We start from the raw sequence: 22,254 nt of genomic DNA on the forward strand, positions 1-22,254 counted from the left end.
TCATGTCAGCAGATATTAAAATTACAATTATTGATAGAGAAGGAGTAGAACATGTCGTAGATGCACCAACGGATATGAGTATGAATATCATGGAAGTGGTTCGCGCTTATGAGTTAGCTCCAGAAGGTACTATTGGTATCTGTGGTGGAATGGCGATGTGCGCTTCTTGTCAGTGTTATGTACATAACGCTGACGAAGTGGAGTTACCAGAAATGAATCCAGATGAAGAAGCCATGCTTTGGGAGGCATTCAATGTCAAAGACAATAGCCGTTTGGGTTGTCAAATTGGTATTGCTCCAGAGCTGGAAGGGTTAATTGTAGAATTAGCTCCAGCAGAATAAGCTATAACGGCTAAACCCGCTGTTAATCCATAAAAAAAAGCGACGTTATTCAACGTCGCTTTTTTATTTTATTCTTCTATTGCTGTATCACTTTTCTTTCTTTTTGCCAATTTAATAATAATCGGTAAAGTAGTTACTAAAACTAGAAATAATACGATATATTCAATATAGTCTTTTAGGTTGATCCCGTAGCTTTCTAACAACCAAACTTGTAGGTAATGTCCTGCGAAGATTAGCGTTGTAGCCCATAAGAACGAACTGATCACATTGTACAGCATAAAACGCTTAACATCCATGCGCACTATCCCAGCAATAATTGGTGCGAAGGTACGAACAACAGGTAAGAATCGAGCGAAGATAATCGCTCTACCGCCGTGTCTTTCAAAGAATACTTTTGATTCGTATAGGTATTTTTTCTTGTAGATGAAGTTGTCTTTGACGTTGTAGAGGTAATTTCCGCTCTTGGCGCCAAACCAATACCCAAAGGTATTACCGAGAATCCCGGCCAAGGCGACTAAGGTGGAGAGTAAGGCAACGTTTAAAAAGTCACTTTCTATCGGGAAAATTTCCTGCATTAAAGCCGTACTGTAGATACCTGCTAAGAACAGTAAACTATCTCCTGGCAAAAAGAAACCAGCAAATAAACCTGTTTCGGCAAATACAATAAAAAGTACAACGTATATTCCAATAGAGTGCCCCGCAATCTCTAAGTTAATATAGAACTCAGGATTGATTAGTTGTGAGATGTGAAATTCGTCCATAGTTTGTTTTTATTCTGTCTTATAGTGTGTTTTAATTCTCAGTAAGTGGTGTGGTTGAGTTATCGTGGTGTTCAAATTTATCAATAGAGGCTGTAGATAAGGCATTTCCCAGTACGTTCGTCATACTTCTTCCCATGTCACAGAAGTGATCAATAGGTAAAATAAAAGCAATTCCCTCCGGTGGAATATTGAACATGGCACAGGTGGCAACAATGACGATTAAAGAGGCACGGGGTACACCCGCAACTCCTTTGCTCGTTACCATTAACACCAGTAGCATGAGTATCTGATCCCCAAGGGTCATGGGTACATCGTAAATTTGCGCAATAAAAATACTGGCAAATGTTAGGTACATCATACTTCCGTCGAGGTTGAAAGAATAGCCTAAAGGCAAGGTGAAAGAAACAATTTTCGGTGAACAACCAAATTTGTTTAATTGTTCCACTAGCTTTGGAAAAACGGCTTCACTACTTGTAGTGGAGAAGGCAATTAGTAAAGGCTCTTTAATCGTCTTTAGCAAACGCCAAACTTCTTTTCCGAGGATGAGGTAGCCCACGAGGATTAAAACCGCCCAAAGGACTGCTAAACCCGAAATAAAAGCCAATAAGTATTTGGCGTACGTCATGAAGATACTTAAACCGTATAAAGCAACCGCACTTGCAATCGCTCCCAAAACACCTAAAGGTGCAGTCCACATGATGTAGGTTACCATTTTTAGTACTACTTCTGCAATGCGATCAAATAATTTGATGATCACCTTTCCTTTTTTGCCAATGCTCGCTAAAGCAATACCAAAAAAGACAGCAAAAACAACGATTTGAAGAATTTCATTATGGGCAAAAGCGTCAAAAACACTCTTTGGAATCAAGTGTTCAATAAAAGATTCGAGGCTTAAGGCATTGGTACGCGTGAGCAAATCATTAGCAGATGAAGTATTGTCTAAATTAAAATTCGCATTGGCTCCTGGTTTAAACCAGTTGACCAAGATTAATCCAATACCCAAGGATACTAAAGAAGCCGTAATAAACCATCCCATTGCTTTTCCTCCTACTCGACCGACCATTTTCATATCACCCATTTTGGCAATTCCAACAACAAGTGTACAGAAAACCAAAGGAGCTATAATCATTTGAACCAATCGGATAAAGACGGTCCCTAGTAATTTAATGTTTTTAGAAAAACCAGCAATATACTCCGGAAGAGAGTAATGAATGATACTCCCGAAAATAATACCTAAGACTAAGGCGATGATGATAGCAATAAAAAGTTTATTGTTTTTCATAGATGAAAAAATTTGTCCGTGAAAATACTTATTATTTTTATAATAATTCGATGTTTTAGATAAAAATAACACTTCAAATTGCATTCCAATTCCAATGAATCTTGATATTTTTTTTCGATTTATTACATTTTATGTGGATATCGTAGAGAAAGTCAGGGAGTAAATTGTGATTTTAATGGTATTTGAAGAAAGGAACTTTGGTTGAGGTTTAACAGTCTAAAGGAGATAAGCTTCTGTTTTAATCAAAAGAAAACAGTAAATTTACCGCTCAATAAACCTACTGAATATGAAAAAAATAGTTTTGTTTGCCTTGAGTTTAGCGTGTTTGAACACCTTTGCTCAAGATGTAATGACAAAAGAACTCTTGTGGAAATTAGGGAGAGTAAGTCCAGTTGGAATTACGAAAGACGGGAAAAATCTTATTTATAAGGTGACCCATGCCAAAATGGAAGAAAATAGTTTTGAATCTAAAACGTATCAGATTCCTTTAACTGGAGGAAAACCCGTGGCTATTGAATCCTATAAAGAGAAGATTACCGATAATGCTATTTCGCCTGATGGGAAACACATCGTATTTGATGAAGCGGTGAAAATTAATAAGGTATTAGGAAAAGACCTGTATCCAACCATGCAACAAGCGGATGCGTACGTATTTGATGGCTTGGATTACAGACACTGGGATACATGGAACGATGGAACACATAATCACGTATTCTATGCACCCAAAGACAATAAGGATAATAAAATTGACATCATGCAGGATGAACCGTATGACGCCCCACAAAAACCATTCGGTGGTTCAGAAGACTATGTATGGGCGCCTGATGGGAAATCAATTGTCTATGTATCTAAAAAGAAATTTGGAACAGATTATGCCCTAAGTACAAATACGGATTTGTACGAGTATAACCTAGAAACCAAAGAAACAAAAAACTTAACAGAAGCAAATGTTGGATATGATACGCATCCAACGTATTCACCACAAGGACATTTGACTTGGTTGCAAATGAAACGCGATGGATATGAGGCAGATAAAAATGACATCATCGTTCGCTTTGGAGAGGTAGAGCAAAATTTAACTGCTAATTGGGATGGAACAGTAGACAGCTACAAATGGAGTAAAGATGGAAGTAAAGTATATTTCGTTGCAGCCGTTGGCGGAACGGTTCAATTATTTGAAGTAAACTTTCCAGGATTAAAACGCATTGCGCCTGTAGTAAGACAATTGACAGACGGAAACTTTGACGTAACGGGAATTGTTGGATTTGATGGGGATAAAGTAGTGCTAACACGTACAGATTTTAACCATGCAACCGAGATTTTCTCTTACGATGTAAAGAAAAAAACGTGGAATCAAATTACAAAGGTAAATGATGAGATTTATTCGAAAATTGCTTTGAGTAAAAGCGAAAAACGCATCGTAAAAACGGTGGACGGTAAAGACATGGTAACCTGGGTAGTATATCCGCCAAACTTTGATCCGAACAAAAAATACCCAACGTTGTTGTATGCACAAGGAGGACCACAATCAGCTTTATCTCAGTTTTACTCATTCCGTTGGAATTTCCAATTGATGGCTGCGGAAGGTTATATCATCGTAGCGCCAAATAGAAGAGGAATGCCTGGACATGGTGTAGAGTGGAACGAAGCAATTAGCAAGGATTGGGGAGGAAAACCAATGCAAGATTACCTTTCAGCTATCGATGACGTGGCAAAAGAAAAATACGTAGATAAAGATCGTTTAGGAGCAATCGGCGCAAGCTACGGAGGATATTCTGTATTCTACTTGGCTGGAATTCATGAAAATAGATTCAAAACGTTTATTTCTCACTGTGGGGTTTTTGACTTAGTGAGTATGTATGGAACAACAGAAGAGGTGTTCTTCCCGAATTTCGATACAGGTGGAGCATACTGGGAAAAAGACAATCAAGATGCACAAAATGCAATTAAAAACTTTAACCCAATCAATAAGGTAGACAAATGGAATACGCCAATCTTAGTAATCCAAGGTGGAAAAGATTACCGCGTGCCAATTGGACAAGGTCAAGAGGCTTTCCAAGCGGCTCAATTGAGAGGAATTAAGAGTAGATTTTTATACTTACCAGAAGAAAATCACTGGGTGATACAACCGCAAAATGCACAAGTATGGCAAGGTGAATTTTTCCGCTGGTTGAAAGAAACACTATAATAGAACAAGCAATCCGAAAGGGTTGCTTTTTTTTTGGAAAAGGGTAAATCGTGATGCGTGAATCGTGATGCGTGAATTGTCTTACATAAGAATGATACGAACAAACACCAAAGAGCAAATCACATTAGGAATAACTCGACCTTGCTTCGAGAGTCCTTCGAGAGTTCTTCGACAAAAAGCTGATTTTTCTATGTATACTCAGAGCGGGGTTGGAGAAGTGTTGGAGAAAACTAGAGTCAATCCTAACCCAATCCTCACTTAATTCTCACCCAACCTCACCCAACGCTCACCAATCCCCACAAAAAAGCAACCAACAAAAAAGCAAAAAATCGATCCTCCCAAGGTCATTCCCCAATGTTTTTTTTATCTTTACGACTATAACAAACGATCACAATGAATAAAAAAACAATTCAATCCTGGGTATTGACGGCAGTTTTATCTGTAATTACTGCGTCAACTACAGTTGCACAAGACAATCTTGTAAATGCATTAAAATTAAACGCAAGTGATAAGAGCAAGGAGCTTTTTCAGTTTAAGCCTGTTGTCGATATTGAAAATACATCGATTAAAAACCAAGGATCTTCAGGGACGTGTTGGAGTTATTCTGCTAATTCTTTTATTGAGTCAGAGATGATGCGTATGGGGAAACGTCCAGTAGAAATTTCACAAATTTATTCTGCGCGTAATGCTTACATTGAGAAAGGAAAGATGTATGTGCGCATGCAAGGAGCAGTGACTTTAGGGGACGGGGGAGCCTTCCACGATGTGATGAATATGTACCGTATGTATGGAGCTGTGCCACAAGAGGTTTATACAGGGTTACATTACGGAACAAAGAAAAATCAATTTGCTGAAATGGCAGCGATTCAAGAAGGCGTATTAAAAGCAGTGGTTTCAAATCCAAATGGAAAATTAACGCCAAACTGGGAGAAAGCCTATACAGCTGTAATTGATGCGTATTTAGGGGAAGTGCCTGAAAAATTTAAATGGGAAGGAAAAGAATATACGCCTAAAACATTTGCTAGTGAGGTAATTGGAATTAATCCAGAGGATTATATTGAAATTGGTTCAGATATGAATTATCCATACTACGATAAATTTGTTTTATTGGTGCCAGATAACTGGGCGTTTGACCAAGTGTATAACGTAAAAGTAAACGAGATGACAGATATCATCGATCAAGCAGTAAACAATGGGTTTACAGTTGCCTGGGGAGGTGATGTTAGTGAAAAATACTTCAGCTGGAAAAATGGTGTAGCCTATGTGCCAGAGAAAGACTGGGAGGATATGAGTGAGGACGAACGCAAAGACATCTTCAATGGACCAAAACCAGAGCGTAAAGTAACAGCTGAAATGCGTCAAGAAGCGTTTGATAACTATTCAACAACAGATGATCATGGAATGCATATTGTCGGCATTGCAAAAGATCAACAAGGACGTGAATTCTACATCGTGAAAAACTCTTGGGGGGTTTCGAATGACCATAAAGGGTATATGTACATGTCTAAAGAGTATGTGAAATACAAAACAACGGATTTTATGGTACACAAAGATGCGTTGTCTAAAGACATGAAGAAGAAATTGAAAATCTAAGTGTAAAATAAAAAAGAAAGCTATGGAAATTATATTAAATGGATTGGAACAAATGTTAGATTCGCTTTGGCATGCGATTCCCAAAATTATCTTGGGATTTGTATTCTTAGGTATAGGTTCTTATCTTATTAAATTGATTTTAAAAATGGTTCGCAGACGCCTCGAAAAACGAGAGGTGGAATTGTCTGTGCGCGGGTTCTTAATCAGCGTGGTAAAAGCAACGTTGTATTTGGTCCTATTGGTTATCGTAGCGGCAACCATGGGATTCCAAGTAGCGGGAATTGCAACCATTTTTGCCTCTGCAGGTTTAGCCGTTGGTTTGGCGTTGCAAGGAAGTTTGTCCAATTTCGCTGGTGGAGTTTTAGTATTGCTGTTTAAACCGTTTAAAGTAGGAGATTATATCTCCAATCCAAGCGGTACAGAAGGAACCGTGGAGCGTATTGACCTGTTGTACACTACCCTGACAGGCCCAACAGGATTGAAAATATTTAGCCCAAATGGACCTTTGGCAAATTCTGTAATTACGAACTACTCTGAAATTACATCCAGACGACATGACTTTATCGTCGGAATTAGCTATAACCAAAATATCAAAGTTGCACAACAGGTTATCTTTGATGCTTTAGCCAAACACAAAGCGGTACTGAAAACACCTGCTCCTTTAGTGTTTGTAACTCATTTAGGCGAAAGTTCTGTGGATTTAAATGTACGTACTTGGATTGATAAAGGAGACTATTGGGACACTGCCTATGAAATTCAAGAAATTATTAAAATGGCCTTGGATGAAGCAAATATCGAAATTCCCTTTCCACAACGCGATTTGCACATTGTCTCGGATAAAACGAAATAGCTTAGTGGAAATGGGAAATGGGAAATGGGAAATGAGAAATGGGTGATAGGTGATGGGGGAATTTTCGATTATATTAGATTAGACAAATAAAAAAAGGGATGAGTTTTTAGATAAACTCATCCCTTTTTTTATTGCTTTTTGTTCTTTGGCTTTTTATCCTATCACGCATTACACATCACGATTTACCCATAACCAAAAGCTCTTTGTTCTTTGTGCGGATTACTCTTATTTAAGGTAATTTTCCCATCTCAAACCCATCACTCATCACCCTTCACTATTCCCCAATCACGTAATCTTTGTATTCTGCTGCAATTTGATCAAACAAGTGTAGTAATTCCGTTACATCATCGGTAGTAACTAATTTTAAACGATGAGGTTTAAATCCGTGGATCCCTTTGAAGTAATTGGTATAGTGGCGACGCATTTCGACAATCCCCAAGCGTTCGCCTTTCCATTCCATTGACCAGATCAAGTGGTTTTTAGCAGCTTCTAAGCGATCTTGCATGGTAGGAGGAGGTAGGAACTCTCCCGTTTTAAAATAGTGTTTTATTTCGTCAAAAATCCAAGGATATCCAATGGCAGCACGACCAATCATCATACCGTCTAAACCAAATTTCTCTTTATACTCCAAGGCTTTTTGTGGACTGTCGATATCGCCATTACCAAAAATGGGAATTTTGATACGGGGATTGTTCTTAATGCGCTCAATATGTGTCCAATCCGAATGTCCTTTATACATTTGTGCACGGGTTCTCGCATGAATGGTCAAGGCTTGTACCCCAACATCTTGCAAGCGCTCAGCAACTTCATCAATGTTAATGGATTCCTCATCCCATCCCAAACGCGTTTTTACCGTTACAGGTAAAGATGTACTGCTGACTACGGCTTTGGTTAAGCGGATCATCAAATCCACATCTTTCAATACACCCGCACCTGCTCCTTTGCAAACTACTTTCTTTACTGGACAACCAAAGTTGATATCCACTAAATCAGGGCGAACGGTTTCGACAATACGCGCAGACATGGCCATCGCTTCCTCATCTCCACCAAAAATCTGAATACCCACAGGGCGTTCGTAATCAAAAATATCCAATTTCATCTTACTCTTTATTGCATCGCGAATCAATCCTTCCGAAGAAATAAATTCAGAATACATCAAATCTGCGCCGTGTTTTTTACACAAACGACGAAAAGGAGGGTCACTCACATCTTCCATAGGTGCTAAAAGAAGCGGATGATCAGGAAGTTCTATATTGCCAATTTTAATCATAATCGTTTTCGATATTTCCTGCAAAAGTACAATATTTTATTTTTTCGTTTTTTAGAACTTTAGAAGGAAGATAGTTTGAGAGAAAATGGATTACAACAGTAGGATTTAGTATCTTTAAACCTTTATTGAACCAAATGATATGAGACTAAGAGCTTTTGAATTGACCCCTTTCCAGATTACATTCTCTTTTGATAAGCTCAAAGCAGAACTGAAACAGTATATCGCAAAGGAGCATGGAAATCCGTATAAAAAAGCCTATTACGAAGATTTATTGGAACGAGCAAATCAACAATTAATTATTGATGAAAGTCTGCTAGATAATCCGCTAGAAACGATGTATGACGATTTAGTCAATGAGCTCTTTGACGTTATTTTTCCTTCTGCTTTATCGGATAATGAAATCAAAGCCGTGTCCATGCCGTTTCAAAACATTATGTTTAATCATACGCGTCGGTTCAAACAAATTATAGAAGAAGCTGGGGGAAAATATACAGGAGAAATTCGAAATTTTAATCAGAATGAATACTACATCGCTTGTTGTTGTATTATTATGAATTACTATTTCAATGCGACGTTTGATTTAACACAGCCGCTTTTTATTGATTTACCTGATAAACGAGGGATTACTCGTTACTATCGCGTTTTATACAATGCCGATTTCGTGGAGTTAAGTCCCCGTGAAAACGCGGTCATGTTAACCCAAAAAGATATTGAACTTCTGCAGGATAATTACGATGATTTTGAGCTATGGCAGCACTATTTTCCGCAAAAGAGCTGGAACCTCAAAGGATTCGGTCTCTTGAGTCTGGTCGATGTGACGTTTGAAAATGCACTTTCACTCTTAAAGGAAAGTTTCCTAAAAACCGAGTTACAGCGCAAACCACTAGGTGATTTTGTCAATCAATTATTCAGTTCTATTTTTAAATTGCCCAATTTGAAAATCGGATTGACAGTCCTTCAAGGCGATAAAACGGCGCAAACAGAGCTGAAAAATGTAATGATTGTCAATAGCTATTTGCTCAATGAGGAACACAGCCAAATTGTTATTTCTGCTCAAGCCTATCGTCGTTTGATGGTGCAAAAACAATATTTTAGTATTTCGGATGTAGCACAAGAAATTGAAAAAGAAGAGCATCGTGAAATGTGTTTAAATCTTTTAAAAAAAGACGTACAAAGCTGTTTGTTTAGCCCGATTATTACCTCTACGGGTATTGAGGGAATTCTCGAGATTGTATCGACAAATCCGCGGGATTTACACAGTGTCAATGCGCAGAAATTAAATGAGCTAATGCCTATTATATCCGAAACGATGGAGCGCGTTCGAACGGATGCCCTGAATCACATTGAGGCGATTATTCAACGAGAGTATACAACGATTCACCCTAGCGTGTATTGGAAGTTTTTAGAAGAAGCACAAAAGAACTATATGGATAGCGTAACGGATAAGAATTACATCTTGACGCCTATTGCCTTTCCAGATGTTTTTCCTTTGTATGGAGAAATCGATATCAAAGGGTCGAGTCAGTTGAGAAATGATGCAATTCAGAAAGATTTACATGCACAATTGGGGCAATTACTGGAGTTATTGGATGATTATGCCCAAGCAGGAGAGCATATTTTGTTAGAAAAACACCGATTAAAGCTCAAAGCGTATGCAAAACAAGTGAAGAGTCATTTTTATTCTGGACTAGAACAACGAATTCAAAGCTATATTCGAGAAGAAATACACCCTTTGTTGCAAAAAGAAAGCTATATATTCAATACGGAAAAGTTGAATACCTATTTTGGGTATGTGGATTATGAATTGGATGTATATTATCGTTACCGCAAGGTATTTGACAAGCAAATTGGACGAATCAATAAATGCTATTCGGATATTTTAGACAAAAGACAGAAGGACGCACAAGCAGTTTATCCCCATTATTATGAGCGATTTAAAACAGATGGGGTGGAACACAACATTTATATTGGCGATTCAATCTGTCCAGATCGCCCTTTTGATATTACCTATTTACAGAATTTGAGATTGTGGCAGTTGCAGGTCATGGCTGAACAAATGTGTGTTCATTATCGCAACAACATTCAGGATAAAATTCCGATGGACGCGACTTCCCTTATTTTAGTTTATGACGCTTCCTTGAGTATTCAGTTTCGAATGGATGAAAAGCGATTTGATATTGATGGATCCTATAATACGCGCTATGAGATTATCAAAAAGCGATTAGATAAGGCTCTGATCCAAAATTCGGAGGAACGCATTGTTCAACCAAAGAGTATTGCCATTGTGTTTGCTTCTCATGCTGATCGCGATGATTATATGGCGTATGTCAAATACTTACAGTATTTAGGGATCTTACAGCCATCCATCCAAGCCTTTGAAGTAGAAGATTTACAGGGAGTTTCGGGGCTAATTGGGCTTCGTGTATCTGTCAATCTTGATTTTAATTTAGAACTTCTGGATTATCAACAGCTCATGGTTAACTTTCTTAGAAACCAATACCTCTAAAAGCAAGAACAAAAGCAAGAACAGAAGCTAAAATTCCAATGGTAAAAATGGTATAGGTAATGCGTAATAGCGTATATTTTCGGTTTAATACCTTCCCTAGGTAGTACAAATCTGTAGTCAATGCTTCGTATATATTTTCTTCCTTGCGAATTAAATCGCGCAAGGTTTTGTAATATTCAGTTAAGGGCATTTTGTGAAACGAACCGAAGAATAAAAGATTAACGGTGTGGTTGTCGAGTTCTTCTTGAGAAAAAGTTCCTGCGGTAACTTTTGGTCTCGTTGACATAATAGCAAAAATGATTGTAGCAACGCTAAAGAATATAAGGGTGAAGGTAGGGCCAATTAAATGTGCATTCGAAGGACTATCTAATTTTGGAATCAACGTAGATAGACAAATGGAAATGATAATTGCATTGACAGAGAGCAAAATATTTGCTTTGCGGTCTGCAATGGCACTGAGTTGCGTATGATTGCGCAGGGTGGTGCGAAATAGTGTATCAATGGAACGGAAATGTTCTCTTTTTTCTTTTTTGTTTTTCTTCTTTTTATCCTTCTCAATGCGGTCGCTAATCGCAAAAATATTTTGCTGTTTTCTGGGTTGCCATTGTTGGCGTGCATAGTCGGTATAAAAACGATGCTTATAGAGTAAAAAGTTGAGGTTTTGTTGGTTCCATTCTGCTTCTGTATAGGAAAGATTACAGGTAACCGCCATTTCTTGCAAAAGTAGGTGGCTAACTTCCATATAGTTGTCATCTGCTAAATGCGCAAAATCTGCATCTTTGATGATACATTCTAATAGGTTGGTTGGGATGTGGCGTAATTCAGTGGCGAAAATAAGGGCCTGAATCACTTGGATATCTTCCGAGGAAATACCGTGTTGACTTAAGAAGTTTTCTGCAAGTATAGCCCCGTGCTTTTCGTGCTCTGTACAGGATTGCGTATAACCAATGTCGTGAAACCAAGCAGCGAGCTTTAGATTCATCGCTTCTTTATCACTGACTTGAATATGAGCCAATATCTCCTCTAAACCATTCACTACACGTGTAGTATGATTGAAATTATGATAGGTATATTGTTGTGATAATGTATCTTTGTATAGTTGGAAGATATATTCTTCAACCTTTTGTAAAATAGTCATAGCAACCCTCTTTTGATGTCTAAAAATATGAAATTATTTAGTCAAAACTCCGATAAACGTATAAAAATTAAGCCAATGGCTTATTTTATTGTCTTGATTTTTGTGTATTCTTGTGCCACCTTGAGCCCACAACATCGAGAGGCAAGCGCTCATCGTGCAGATACAGAACGCCATAATAGCAGTGAAATTGTGCATACCTATTATTTTGTTGGTGGTTTATTGGCAGCGAAATCGCAGGAAGAACAAGCTCATCTAGCAGAACTAACGCGTGTATTTGAGCAAGCGAATAAAAAATCAACTCTCGTTTTGTTAGGAGATAATATACAAAAAAAACAGCTCAAAAGCCAAGACGATGCGCAGTTGTCTACCGCTATTCAATGGGCGAAGGGATTTCAAGGTGAGACTGTCTTTATCAATGGAGAAGCAGAATGGGAGAAAGGATATGAGGGAATCAAAGATATTTCAAAGTATTTAACCGCGCATTTGAGTGATAAAAAGGCGTTGTTACCGCGTAAAGTTTGTGGGTTCGAACGTTTGAAGGTAAATGAACAAACCGTATTGATTGTTGTAGATAGTCAATGGTACCTGGAAAATTGGGATCAACAACCCAATATGAATGAGGATTGTGATATCAAAACAAGAGAAGATTTTTTTGAAGAACTTCGTGGAGAAATTAATAAAAATCAGAATAGAATCGTGGTTTTAGCTTTGCATCATCCCGTGTATAGTACAGGAAATCACGGCGGATATTTCTCGTTAAACGATCATTTATATCCATTTGAAAAGAAGATTCCATTGCCTGTTTTGGGATCGTTAATCAACTATACTCGTGCGGTCTCTGGTGTCAATACCCAAGATTTGCAAAGTAAGCAGTATAATGTCTTTAACAAGCGTTTGCAAACTATCGCGCAGATGTATGATAATGTGGTGCTCGTTTCAGGGCACGAGCGCAATATGCAATATGTAGAAAAGAAAGGGGTCAAGCAAGTGGTAAGTGGTGCTTTAGGGCATCTTTCACCTGCTAGAGCGATTGAACCGGGTAGTTTTTCTGCGGGACAACTGGGCTATGCAACACTAGAAATTGCTGCTGATAAAAGTACAGCTGTAACGTTTTATTCTTTTGTTGATGGAAAACATCAACAGCTGTGGAAAAAACAAATTTTTAAGCCAGAACAAGAAGTAAAGACTGGGTTTGGAATACCAGAACAAGATTCAATTGTGGCCAGTGTATATCCAACAAAATGGACAAAAAAAAGTGGTTTTTATCGTTTCTTATGGGGGGAGCACTATCGTGCTACCTATGGGCAATCGATTCTGGCTCCTGTAGCAAATTTAGATACACTTAAAGGGGGATTAACGCCTTTGATTTCAGGTGGAGGCCATCAATCATTATCGTTGCGTTTAGCGGATAAAAACGGAACCCAATACGTGATGCGTGGGGTGCGAAAAAGTGTTTCTCGCTTTTTGCAAACGGCTGTTTTTACCGATCAATACGTGATGGAATCCTTTGACAATACCTGGGCAGAGGGCTTTATTTATGATTTTTATACTACAGCACATCCGTATACACCTTTTATTATTGGGGATTTATCCGAAAAAGTGGGAATTTATCACACCAATCCAGAACTGTATTATATTCCAAAACAACAAGCACTTGGTGCATTTAATGCTACTTATGGAGATGAATTGTACATGATTGAAGAGCGCCCTAGTGAGGGACATGAAGAAGAGAGTTTTGGAAATGCCACAAAAATCATCAGTACAACGGATGTTATTGCCAATTTGAGAAAAAGTGAGAAATATGAAGTAGATGAGCCCATGTATTTGCGTGCGCGAATCTTCGATATGTTAATTGGCGATTGGGATCGACATGGGGATCAATGGAGATGGTCGGAATTTAAAGAAGGAGATCAAACGATTTATCGTCCCGTTCCAAGAGATCGCGATCAGGCGTTTGCCAAAATTGATGGTGCGTTATTATCACTGATTAAAAAATTACCCGTGTTGCGCCATATGCAAAATTATACGGCTGATTTTGCTACTCCGCGTTGGATTAACCACACGGCATTTCCTTTGGATCAATACTTACTTAAGTCAACGACTGAAGAAGATTGGATCAACGAAGCTCAGTCGGTTGTGGATGCCTTGGACGATGAGAGCATTGAGCGCATTTTTGCCCAACTTCCTAAAGAAGTACAAGGTGAAGATGTAGAACATATCAAAGAAGTGCTCCAAGCGCGCAAGCAAAAGATAGTTGCCTATGTACCTCGTTATTATAAAGAATTGCGCAAATATGTTGTCTTATCGGGTACCGACAAAAAAGATACGTTTACCCTAAAACGAAATGAAGATGGTTCGGTTCATTTGATGCAGTTTAGAGAAAAAAAAGCAGGACCAGAGCCCCTATTGATGAGAACATATTATCCGAATGAAACGAAAGAAATTTGGGTGTATGGATTGAATGATGAAGATACATTTGTCGTAGAGGGAAGTAAAAATGCGCCAATTAAATTGCGTTTAATCGGTGGAAAAAACAGAGACACCTTCCAAGTTGAACAAGCGAAAAATGTAGTTATTTACGATTATGCCGATAAGAAAAATGAAATAACCGAAGAAGGCGTAAAAGCGAAACATCATTTTACCAATCGCTATGATTTGAATAATTTTAATTACGAAAAATTGCCCTTGACAATAAATATGCTGTTGCCCAATGTAGGGTATAACCCAGAAGATGGAGTGAAATTGGGTTTCTTGTATTCGTCAACACGCAGAAAGTTTGTTCAAGATCCATATAGTGCAAAGCATGTGATCAAAGGATTTTATTCCTTTAATACTAAAGGGGTAGAGGCGGAATATAAGGGACATTTTCCCAATGCAACAAATAATTGGGGCTTTACGTTAAACGCTAAAGCAACGAGCCCGAATTTTGCAGTGAATTACTACGGAATAGGGAACGAAACGCACTATTTCGACGATGAAATGGGCAAAGAGTATAAGCGGGTGAGTATTCAAAGCTATGCCGTGGCACCAGGGTATAAATTCGAAGGTAGAAATGGAGATGCATTCGAAGTTAATGTGGAATATAAGGCGATGAAAGTGCAAGATAAAGCCAATCGATTTATTACGAGTAGTCCAGATGTAGTGGAACAAAAAGTATTCGATTTTCAGCAGTATGGAACGCTTCAGGCAACGTATGACTTCCAACAGTACAACAACCAAGCGAATCCGACCAAAGGATTTGCTTTCCACACGACAGTGGGATGGAGAACGAATTTGGAAGATAGTAAACAAAACTTTCCCTTCTTAGATGCCAAAGTGAGTTTTGCACATTATTTGGAACGCAGTGAACATTTGATCTTAGCGACGAATTTTACCTATCAAACGCGATTGAATTCTAATTACGATTTCTATCACGGGGCAACTATTGGCGGAAATACAAACTTGAGAGGGTTTAGACCCGAGCGTTTTACGGGGAAAACGTCATTTGTACAAACAACGGATTTACGCTTTAATGCGGGTCAGTTTACCGCAGGATTTATTCCCATGTCTTATGGCGTATATGCGGGGTTTGATTATGGGCGCGTTTGGACGCCAGAAGAACAATCGTCTAAATGGCACAACGCGTATGGAGCAGGATTATGGGTGAATGCTATTGAACAAGCCACCCTCCATTGTTCTTATTTTTACAGTACAGATGGAGGGCGATTTGTGTTTGGTTTAGGATTTGGGTTTTAATTGATTCAAGTCTAACTTGTAAATCTTGCCCCCCGATTTCTTTTTTACTTCATCCGAAATATACAAGGTGCTGTCATCCCCAAAAGTGACAGCCTCTTTTTGTGTATCGTGGTGTAATTTATGTTCCACAATTTTTCCGTCTAAAATCGCATTGGGATTGAAATTGTCAATTACCCAAAGTTTGGTATGCGAAAGAAGTACAAATGTTTTTTGATCTGGACTAATAGCAGCTCCTGTTATGGCACAATACTTATATACGTTGCACCCGCGAAAGGTTTGCACATATTCGGCTTGATGATGTCCCGCTTCATTGGGAATTTTGTAAACCAAAGAAGTACCATCAAAAGCTTTGCTTCGGTTTTTAGTAAAAAGGTAAAAATAATCGTCATAGTAAAAGAAAGCTTCTGCATCGTAAAATAGCTCTGTTGTTTTCGGTGGAAATTCCTTTTGCTCTGGATAATTAAAGCTAATTACATACGCAGCTTCCACTTCGTTTTCCTGAAGCTGATCCTTGTTTATTTTGATGATTTTTAGATTCTGACGTGTGTTTTTATTGTTGCCAAAATCGCCAATGTATAAATTACCCGCTGTATCCGAGGTTAATTCTTCCCAATCGTTGTTCTTTTGGTTTTTTACTTTTAGGGTATGGATGACTTGTCCTAAGGAATCTACTTGATACAATTCATTTGTATTGCCACTGTCTTGTAAGACCCAAAAGGAATGAGATTGAGCATCATAAGACATGCCTGATACCTCTTTTAAATAAGGAGGTAGCGTGGCATAATCTTGTAAAATATCACTTTTTTGGCTACAACTCACAAGGGTAGAGAGCACCAATACTAGGGCAGGGAAAAACTTTTTCATCTTAGCGTAAATTTTTGAACTCTAAATTACGGAAAATCTGGATAGGAAACGAAGGAAGTGAAGGGATTATTCTTTCTACATCGACTTGGTTTTTCGGCCGTAGGAGCAGGAATGCAAGCAACTAAGGGTAGAACGAGTAAAAAAAGCGAAGCAATCTTGTGATTTAAAGTGCCTATCGCGTCAAAAAATTCAAACTTTAAAGTATATTTGCAAAATATAGGCGTGTTGTTTGTAATTGAAATAAAACGAAAGCCTTACAACTTAGATCACGGGGTTAAGAAGTCCTATTTCTTCTGACTTGTTTACTTTATTGATCTTATAATACTGGATATAACCAAGATGAAGAACATTAGAAACTTTTGTATTATTGCTCACATTGACCATGGTAAGAGTACGTTAGCAGATCGTTTGTTAGATGCTACACAAACGGTAAGTGCACGTGAGCAACAAAATCAGCTTTTGGACAGTATGGATTTGGAACGTGAAAGAGGGATTACCATTAAATCTCATGCCATCCAAATGGAGTACGAGTACAAAGGCGAAAAATATATTTTAAACTTAATCGACACCCCAGGACACGTAGATTTCTCTTACGAAGTTTCTAGATCTATTGCCGCTTGTGAAGGGGCGTTGTTGATTGTGGATGCGGCTCAAAGTATCCAAGCACAAACGATTTCAAACCTTTATTTGGCACTGGAAAATGATTTGACAATCATTCCCGTTTTAAATAAAATTGACTTGCCAAGTGCAAACCCAGAAGAAGTAAGCGATGATATCGTGAACTTATTGGGTTGTGATTATGAAGAAATTATTCCCGCTTCTGGTAAAACAGGATTGGGAGTGGAAGAAATATTAGCAGCCATTATCGAACGTGTGCCTGCACCAAAAGGCGATGTTGAAGAGCCTTTACAAGCCTTGATTTTTGACTCGGTATACAATCCTTTTAGAGGAATTGAAGTAATTTTCCGTGTGATTAATGGAAAGATTACCAAAGGACAAAAAATTAAATTTATGGCTACAGGCAAAGAATACTTTGCCGATGAGATTGGTACGTTAAAATTAAATCAGGTACCTAAACAAGTGATCTCAAGTGGAGACGTTGGCTATTTGATTTCGGGTATTAAAGAAGCAAGAGAAGTAAAAGTAGGAGATACGATTACAGATGCAAAAGTACCGACTCAAAATATGATTTCAGGGTTCGAAAACGTAAAACCAATGGTATTTGCTGGAATTTATCCTGTAGATACAGAAGATTATGAAGAATTGCGTAACTCGATGGAGAAATTGCAATTGAACGATGCTTCTTTGGTTTTTGCAGCGGAGAGTTCAGCCGCTTTAGGATTTGGTTTCCGTTGTGGATTCTTAGGGATGTTACACATGGAGATTATTCAAGAGCGCTTGGAAAGAGAGTTTAATATGACGGTAATTACAACGGTTCCCAACGTGTCCTACTTAGCGTACACCAAGAAAGATCCAGAAACACCGATCGTGGTAAACAACCCCTCTGACTTACCTGAGCCATCTAAATTAGAACGCGTAGAAGAACCGTATATCAAAGCAACAATCATTACCAAGGCCGATTTTGTTGGGCCTGTAATGAGCCTGTGTATTGAAAAACGTGGGATTATTACCAACCAAACGTATTTAACGGAAGATCGCGTAGAGTTGATGTTTGATATGCCGTTAGCAGAGATTGTATTTGATTTCTATGACCGTTTAAAAACTGTATCTAAAGGTTATGCTTCTTTCGATTATTCACCAATTGGTATGCGTACATCAAACTTAGTGAAAGTAGACGTGATGTTGAATGCCAACGTAGTGGATGCACTTTCTGCTCTGATGCACGCAGACAATGCGTATCACATTGGGAAGAAGATGTGTGAGAAATTGAAAGAATTGATCCCACGTCAACAGTTTGATATTCCGATTCAAGCGGCTATTGGAGTAAAAGTAATTGCACGTGAAACAGTAAAGGCGTTACGTAAAGACGTTACGGCTAAATGTTACGGAGGGGATATCTCCCGTAAGCGTAAATTACTTGAAAAGCAAAAAGCAGGAAAGAAACGCATGCGTCAAGTAGGAAACGTAGAAATTCCACAAGAAGCTTTTATGGCTGTATTAAAATTAAATGATTAGAAACGATTATTCGTTAGATATAAAGACTATCTCATTCTTTGGATAGTCTTTTTTTTTGTCCACTAGACATGAATCATGGAAAAACAAGTATGAGAAATAAGCCGCTTTGGCCGGGAGAACTTCAGACCGGTGTTTTTAAGGGCAAAACCAATGTTTTAAGGGCAAAAGTTAAATAAGTGGGGCTATAACCCGTATGGATGATTCAGAGGTGGAAAAGGTCTTTAAATAGATTAATAGCTACAAGTTATATCTACGTGTAGATTTTAGTTGTTAAGTACAGTAGGACTAGTATAAAAAAACCTCTTGAATTTCAAGAGGTTTTTTTATAGGGCTTATTTTTTTGTAAAATCACCTACGTAAATGGTGGTGAATTTTGACGGTTGCAAGTATTTCTTAATTGCAGCATTCACTTGTTTTACGGTTAATTTTTCCATGTCCTGATTTAACTTGTCAAAATCAGTAAAAGGAATATTATACGTTAAGTATAAGTTAGATAATGACATCAAGTAGTTGTCAGAGCCTAAATCCGTTTGTCTAGCATTTTTCCAGCTCACTTTGTTTGCTTGCAGTTCTTCTTCGGTGATTCCATATTCCACTAATTTAGCAAATTCATCGTGTATTCCCTGCTCTACTTCTGCGCGTTTGGTTGGATTTAAGAAGGCGTAAATGAACCAGCTTGCGCTGTTGTTTTTGGTATCTGATGGCACAGATAAAGAAGTACCAGCACCGTAGCTAATTCCTTCTTTTTCACGTAAACGTTGAGGAATACGAGCGGTCATAAAACCACCGCCCATTACGTCATCGGCAAATACTAGGGCTGGATAGTCTGGATTAGATTTATTCATTTCGAACGTTAAACTACCTACAGCCGCTGCATTTTCTTTATCTGGTGTCTGGATGATTTCTTTTCCTTGTTTGGTTGCAAAGAAGGTTGGATAAGCTCGTTCAAATTTTACTTTATTGGTCCAGTTACCTACCGTTTTTTCAAGTAAATCTTTTGCTTCTTCTTTGTTCTGCATCCCTAAAACGGTGGCAATACCATTATTGGCCCCAAAGAATGTATTGTAAAAATCTTTGATTTCATGGGTTGTTATCGCTTTGTATCCGTCAATATCTTCTTGGGTAGAAGCTACGTAGAAAATACTTCCTTTCGCTTCCTTCGATGTTGCTTGTGCTATTTTATTGAAAGCTACCGTCTGTGGATCATTTAAATTTCCTTCTAAATACGTCGTGTATTCTAGTTTTACCTTCGTTAATTCACTTTCTGGAAATACTGGATTTTTCAGTACATCTTCTAAAAGCTCCATGGTTTCTTTAATGGTGTTTCTGTACGAAGAAACAAAAATTGAAATCGTTTGACCGTTAAATTGAATGCTTACATTGGATTTTAATTGATCCAATTGATCTTGAATTTGTTGCTTTGATTTTGTTTTAGTCCCAGCAGTTAACAGAGAAGCTGTAAGCGATCCGATGTATTGCTTATGTAGTAACTCTTTTTGATTTCCAACAGGAATCTGAATGGAGATGTTTACTTTTTCTCCTTTCAAATCTTTGTCAATGATTCCATATTTCAATCCATTACTCAACTGACCCGATGTGTAATTTTGCTGTAAGTTGGCAATGGTAGGAGCGAAATCGCGAATATTGTGTGCTGTTTCTTTTCCTTTGTAATCTTTGACTAAAGCATCAATATCTGTATTCAGGAATTCTGTTGGTTTAACTCGAATTTCGTCTTTGGTAGGGATAAACATTCCTACGGTACGGTTGTTGTCTTTGAAGTATTTTTTTGCGACGCGGTTGATATCGGAAAGCGTTAAGTTCTCAATAGTATCGCGGAGCAAGAAACCAAGACGGTAATCTCCAGAACCAATGATTTCTGTTAAGTTAATGGCTGTGCTGATGGTATTGTTTTGCAGGGCTTCAATTCCTTTTAAAAGATTTGTTTTCGCGCGGTCAAGATCTTCTTGTGTATATTGAATATCGCCAATTTTGGCTACTTCAGCTTTAATTTCAGCTAAGGTTTCTACTTGATCTTTATCGTTCGGTACATCAAAATTAAATAGCATAAAGCTAGCATCTCTTACTTCGGGAGAATAGGCCCAAAGGGAGGATACTTTTTGCGTTTCTACTAATGCTTGGTGTAAATAACCAGATGGATCGCTATTTAAAATATGTTCTAGTGCTGCTAATGCCGCGTAATCTTTATCTGCATAAGAGGCAGTGTGATACAACATTTGAATGTGTTTACTATCGCCATTGCGTTTTACTTCCACGTATTTTTCTCCGTCTTGAGCAGGTTCTACGGTTAAGATTTCATCCAGTATACGGGTAGGTTTAGGAATAACCGAAAAGTATTGTTCAATAAATTCAATCGCTTTTTGTTCCTCAAATTTACCTGCTACGATTAAAACAGCATTGTCTGGTTGGTAATATTTTTCGTAAAATCGTCTCAGTTGAGGTGTTTTTACACGTTCAATATCTTCTTTGGATCCAATGGTACTTAAGCCATAGTTGTGCCATAAGTATGCAGTATTGATTGTGCGTTCCATCAATACACTCGTTGGGTCATTTTCTCCGATTTCAAACTCGTTGCGCACCACAGAAAATTCCTTATCTAAATCTTCTTGACGTAAGGTTGCGTTGATCATACGATCCGCTTCCATTTCTAAAGCCCAAGCGAGATTCTCCGCTGTAGAAGGGAATACTTCATAGTAGTTGGTGCGATCGTAATACGTAGTACCATTGGCTGTTCCTCCTTTATCTGAAAGCATTTTCTTGATATCCCCTAAGTTTTTTGTACTCTTAAACAGCATATGTTCTAGTAAGTGAGCCATTCCTTTCTCCCCATATCCTTCGTGCTTAGAACCCACTTTGTATACAATGTTTACAACTAAATTGTTTTGAGAAGCATCGGGAAGTAGTAAAACTTGAAGTCCATTGCTGAGTTTGTATTCCTTAATGTCTTCTACTTGTGTGACAAAAGTAGCTTTGCTCTTTTGTTGCGCCACCGTGAAATTGGTAAACCCAATAGCACTGGCTAGCACAAGGGTGTAAAAAATTTTTTTCATTTTGGTTGTTTTATAAAAAGTTATATAAAATAGCTGTGATTTTATTCGTCGTATAGCTAATACATAAAGAATTAGACGTAGATTTCTTTATTTGTTACTGATTAACAATTATTTATAATTTGGAGAAAGGAAATAAAAAAGCACGTAAGTGGTGTTACGTGCTTTTTTAGGTTGATTCAATCAACTGGAAGTAGCGGACTAATACTTGTTTTTATACGCATTAAAGTGATGCAATATAGTCTGTTTATCTGTGTAGCCCGACTGTTTCCATAAGAGTTTCCCTTGTCTGAACAACATCAGGGTGGGGACTCCCCTCATGTTGTATTGGGTACTGTATTGAGCGGTTAAAGCTTGATTTTTATCTACGTCAATTTTGATAATCGTAATTTCATCTTGTAGCAACGCTTTGATTTCTTCTAACACAGGAGCCTGCATTTGACAAGGACCGCACCAAGTGGCAAAGAAATCTACCAATACAAATTGATCCGATTGAATTAACGCTTCAAATTTTGTCATTTTCAC

The 22,254-nt window shown here is 38.0% G+C and carries 14 protein-coding genes; 7 read left to right on the plus strand and 7 right to left on the minus strand.

Annotated elements, in window-relative coordinates; all coding sequences use genetic code 11:
• Nucleotides 1-2: 2 nt before the first annotated feature.
• Nucleotides 3-341, plus strand: coding sequence for a ferredoxin (locus ACLJX0_RS13105; RefSeq protein WP_410881027.1), 339 nt, complete (start codon nt 3-5; stop codon nt 339-341).
• Nucleotides 342-409: 68 nt separating this feature from the next.
• Here ACLJX0_RS13105 and ACLJX0_RS13110 read toward each other — a convergent pair whose 3' ends face one another.
• The gene (locus tag ACLJX0_RS13110; protein ID WP_410881028.1) at nt 410-1,102 is read right to left on the minus strand and encodes a DedA family protein; all 693 of its coding nucleotides are present in this window, start codon (nt 1,100-1,102) and stop codon (nt 410-412) included.
• A 31-nt stretch (nt 1,103-1,133) separates the two neighbouring features.
• Entirely contained in the window at nt 1,134-2,384 is a 1,251-nt protein-coding gene (locus ACLJX0_RS13115; protein ID WP_410881029.1) for a dicarboxylate/amino acid:cation symporter, read from the minus strand.
• 286 nt (nt 2,385-2,670) lie between these two features.
• Between ACLJX0_RS13115 and ACLJX0_RS13120 the strand changes: the two genes are divergently transcribed.
• The 3 genes from ACLJX0_RS13120 (at nt 2,671) to ACLJX0_RS13130 (ending at nt 7,015) form a co-directional block, all read left to right on the plus strand.
• Complete coding sequence (locus ACLJX0_RS13120) at nt 2,671-4,572, plus strand: alpha/beta fold hydrolase (protein ID WP_410881030.1); 1,902 nt, start codon at nt 2,671-2,673, stop codon at nt 4,570-4,572.
• A gap of 393 nt (nt 4,573-4,965) precedes the next feature.
• Entirely contained in the window at nt 4,966-6,165 is a 1,200-nt protein-coding gene (locus ACLJX0_RS13125; protein ID WP_410881031.1) for an aminopeptidase C, read from the plus strand.
• A gap of 22 nt (nt 6,166-6,187) precedes the next feature.
• Nucleotides 6,188-7,015 carry a mechanosensitive ion channel family protein gene (locus ACLJX0_RS13130; RefSeq protein ID WP_410881032.1) on the plus strand — a complete coding sequence of 276 codons (828 nt, stop codon included), beginning with the start codon at nt 6,188-6,190 and terminating at the stop codon, nt 7,013-7,015.
• Nucleotides 7,016-7,289: 274 nt separating this feature from the next.
• Here the strand turns inward: ACLJX0_RS13130 and dusB are convergent, their stop codons facing one another.
• Nucleotides 7,290-8,285: a tRNA dihydrouridine synthase DusB gene (gene dusB, locus ACLJX0_RS13135; protein ID WP_410881087.1), complete on the minus strand. Its 996-nt coding sequence runs from the start codon at nt 8,283-8,285 to the stop codon at nt 7,290-7,292.
• Between the two features lie 139 nt (nt 8,286-8,424).
• Here dusB and ACLJX0_RS13140 point away from each other — a divergent pair, with 139 nt between their 5' ends.
• Nucleotides 8,425-10,791: a hypothetical protein gene (locus ACLJX0_RS13140; RefSeq protein ID WP_410881033.1), complete on the plus strand. Its 2,367-nt coding sequence runs from the start codon at nt 8,425-8,427 to the stop codon at nt 10,789-10,791.
• Here the strand turns inward: ACLJX0_RS13140 and ACLJX0_RS13145 are convergent.
• On the minus strand, nt 10,772-11,929 hold the full coding sequence (locus tag ACLJX0_RS13145; protein ID WP_410881034.1) for a Pycsar system effector family protein: 1,158 nt from the start codon (nt 11,927-11,929) through the stop codon (nt 10,772-10,774). The two genes, ACLJX0_RS13140 and ACLJX0_RS13145, sit on opposite strands and share 20 nt — an antisense overlap.
• 27 nt (nt 11,930-11,956) lie before the next feature.
• Between ACLJX0_RS13145 and ACLJX0_RS13150 the strand changes: the two genes are divergently transcribed.
• Entirely contained in the window at nt 11,957-15,664 is a 3,708-nt protein-coding gene (locus ACLJX0_RS13150) for a metallophosphoesterase (protein WP_410881035.1), read from the plus strand.
• Here ACLJX0_RS13150 and ACLJX0_RS13155 read toward each other — a convergent pair.
• Nucleotides 15,647-16,528, minus strand: a complete 882-nt coding sequence (locus ACLJX0_RS13155) for an SdiA-regulated domain-containing protein (RefSeq protein ID WP_410881036.1) — start codon at nt 16,526-16,528, stop codon at nt 15,647-15,649. The genes ACLJX0_RS13150 and ACLJX0_RS13155 overlap by 18 nt on opposite strands.
• A 339-nt stretch (nt 16,529-16,867) precedes the next feature.
• Between ACLJX0_RS13155 and lepA the strand changes: the two genes are divergently transcribed.
• Nucleotides 16,868-18,664, plus strand: a complete 1,797-nt coding sequence (gene lepA, locus ACLJX0_RS13160; protein WP_410881037.1) for a translation elongation factor 4 — start codon at nt 16,868-16,870, stop codon at nt 18,662-18,664.
• 332 nt (nt 18,665-18,996) lie between these two features.
• Here the strand turns inward: lepA and ACLJX0_RS13165 are convergent, their stop codons facing one another.
• Together ACLJX0_RS13165 and trxA are read right to left on the minus strand one after the other, a co-directional pair.
• Entirely contained in the window at nt 18,997-21,732 is a 2,736-nt protein-coding gene (locus tag ACLJX0_RS13165; protein ID WP_410881038.1) for a M16 family metallopeptidase, read from the minus strand.
• Between the two features lie 198 nt (nt 21,733-21,930).
• Nucleotides 21,931-22,248: a thioredoxin gene (gene trxA, locus ACLJX0_RS13170; protein WP_410881039.1), complete on the minus strand. Its 318-nt coding sequence runs from the start codon at nt 22,246-22,248 to the stop codon at nt 21,931-21,933.
• Between the last annotated feature and the right edge of the window lie 6 nt (nt 22,249-22,254).

The sequence above is a fragment of the Myroides sp. DW712 genome (genome assembly GCF_046557355.1).
Classification (GTDB): Bacteria; Bacteroidota; Bacteroidia; order Flavobacteriales; family Flavobacteriaceae; genus Flavobacterium.

Bases quoted from the DNA above. Each gene is read 5' to 3' on its own strand.
- ACLJX0_RS13120 (WP_410881030.1), top strand. From the start codon at position 2,671: ATGAAAAAAATAGTTTTGTTTGCCTTGAGTTTAGCGTGTTTGAACACC.
- trxA (WP_410881039.1), bottom strand. From the start codon at position 22,248: ATGACAAAATTTGAAGCGTTAATTCAATCGGATCAATTTGTATTGGTA.
- ACLJX0_RS13140 (WP_410881033.1), top strand. From the start codon at position 8,425: ATGAGACTAAGAGCTTTTGAATTGACCCCTTTCCAGATTACATTCTCT.
- ACLJX0_RS13155 (WP_410881036.1), bottom strand. From the start codon at position 16,528: ATGAAAAAGTTTTTCCCTGCCCTAGTATTGGTGCTCTCTACCCTTGTG.
- ACLJX0_RS13130 (WP_410881032.1), top strand. From the start codon at position 6,188: ATGGAAATTATATTAAATGGATTGGAACAAATGTTAGATTCGCTTTGG.
- dusB (WP_410881087.1), bottom strand. From the start codon at position 8,285: ATGATTAAAATTGGCAATATAGAACTTCCTGATCATCCGCTTCTTTTA.
- ACLJX0_RS13145 (WP_410881034.1), bottom strand. From the start codon at position 11,929: ATGACTATTTTACAAAAGGTTGAAGAATATATCTTCCAACTATACAAA.
- ACLJX0_RS13115 (WP_410881029.1), bottom strand. From the start codon at position 2,384: ATGAAAAACAATAAACTTTTTATTGCTATCATCATCGCCTTAGTCTTA.
- ACLJX0_RS13125 (WP_410881031.1), top strand. From the start codon at position 4,966: ATGAATAAAAAAACAATTCAATCCTGGGTATTGACGGCAGTTTTATCT.
- ACLJX0_RS13105 (WP_410881027.1), top strand. From the start codon at position 3: ATGTCAGCAGATATTAAAATTACAATTATTGATAGAGAAGGAGTAGAA.
- ACLJX0_RS13110 (WP_410881028.1), bottom strand. From the start codon at position 1,102: ATGGACGAATTTCACATCTCACAACTAATCAATCCTGAGTTCTATATT.
- ACLJX0_RS13150 (WP_410881035.1), top strand. From the start codon at position 11,957: ATGAAATTATTTAGTCAAAACTCCGATAAACGTATAAAAATTAAGCCA.
- lepA (WP_410881037.1), top strand. From the start codon at position 16,868: ATGAAGAACATTAGAAACTTTTGTATTATTGCTCACATTGACCATGGT.
- ACLJX0_RS13165 (WP_410881038.1), bottom strand. From the start codon at position 21,732: ATGAAAAAAATTTTTTACACCCTTGTGCTAGCCAGTGCTATTGGGTTT.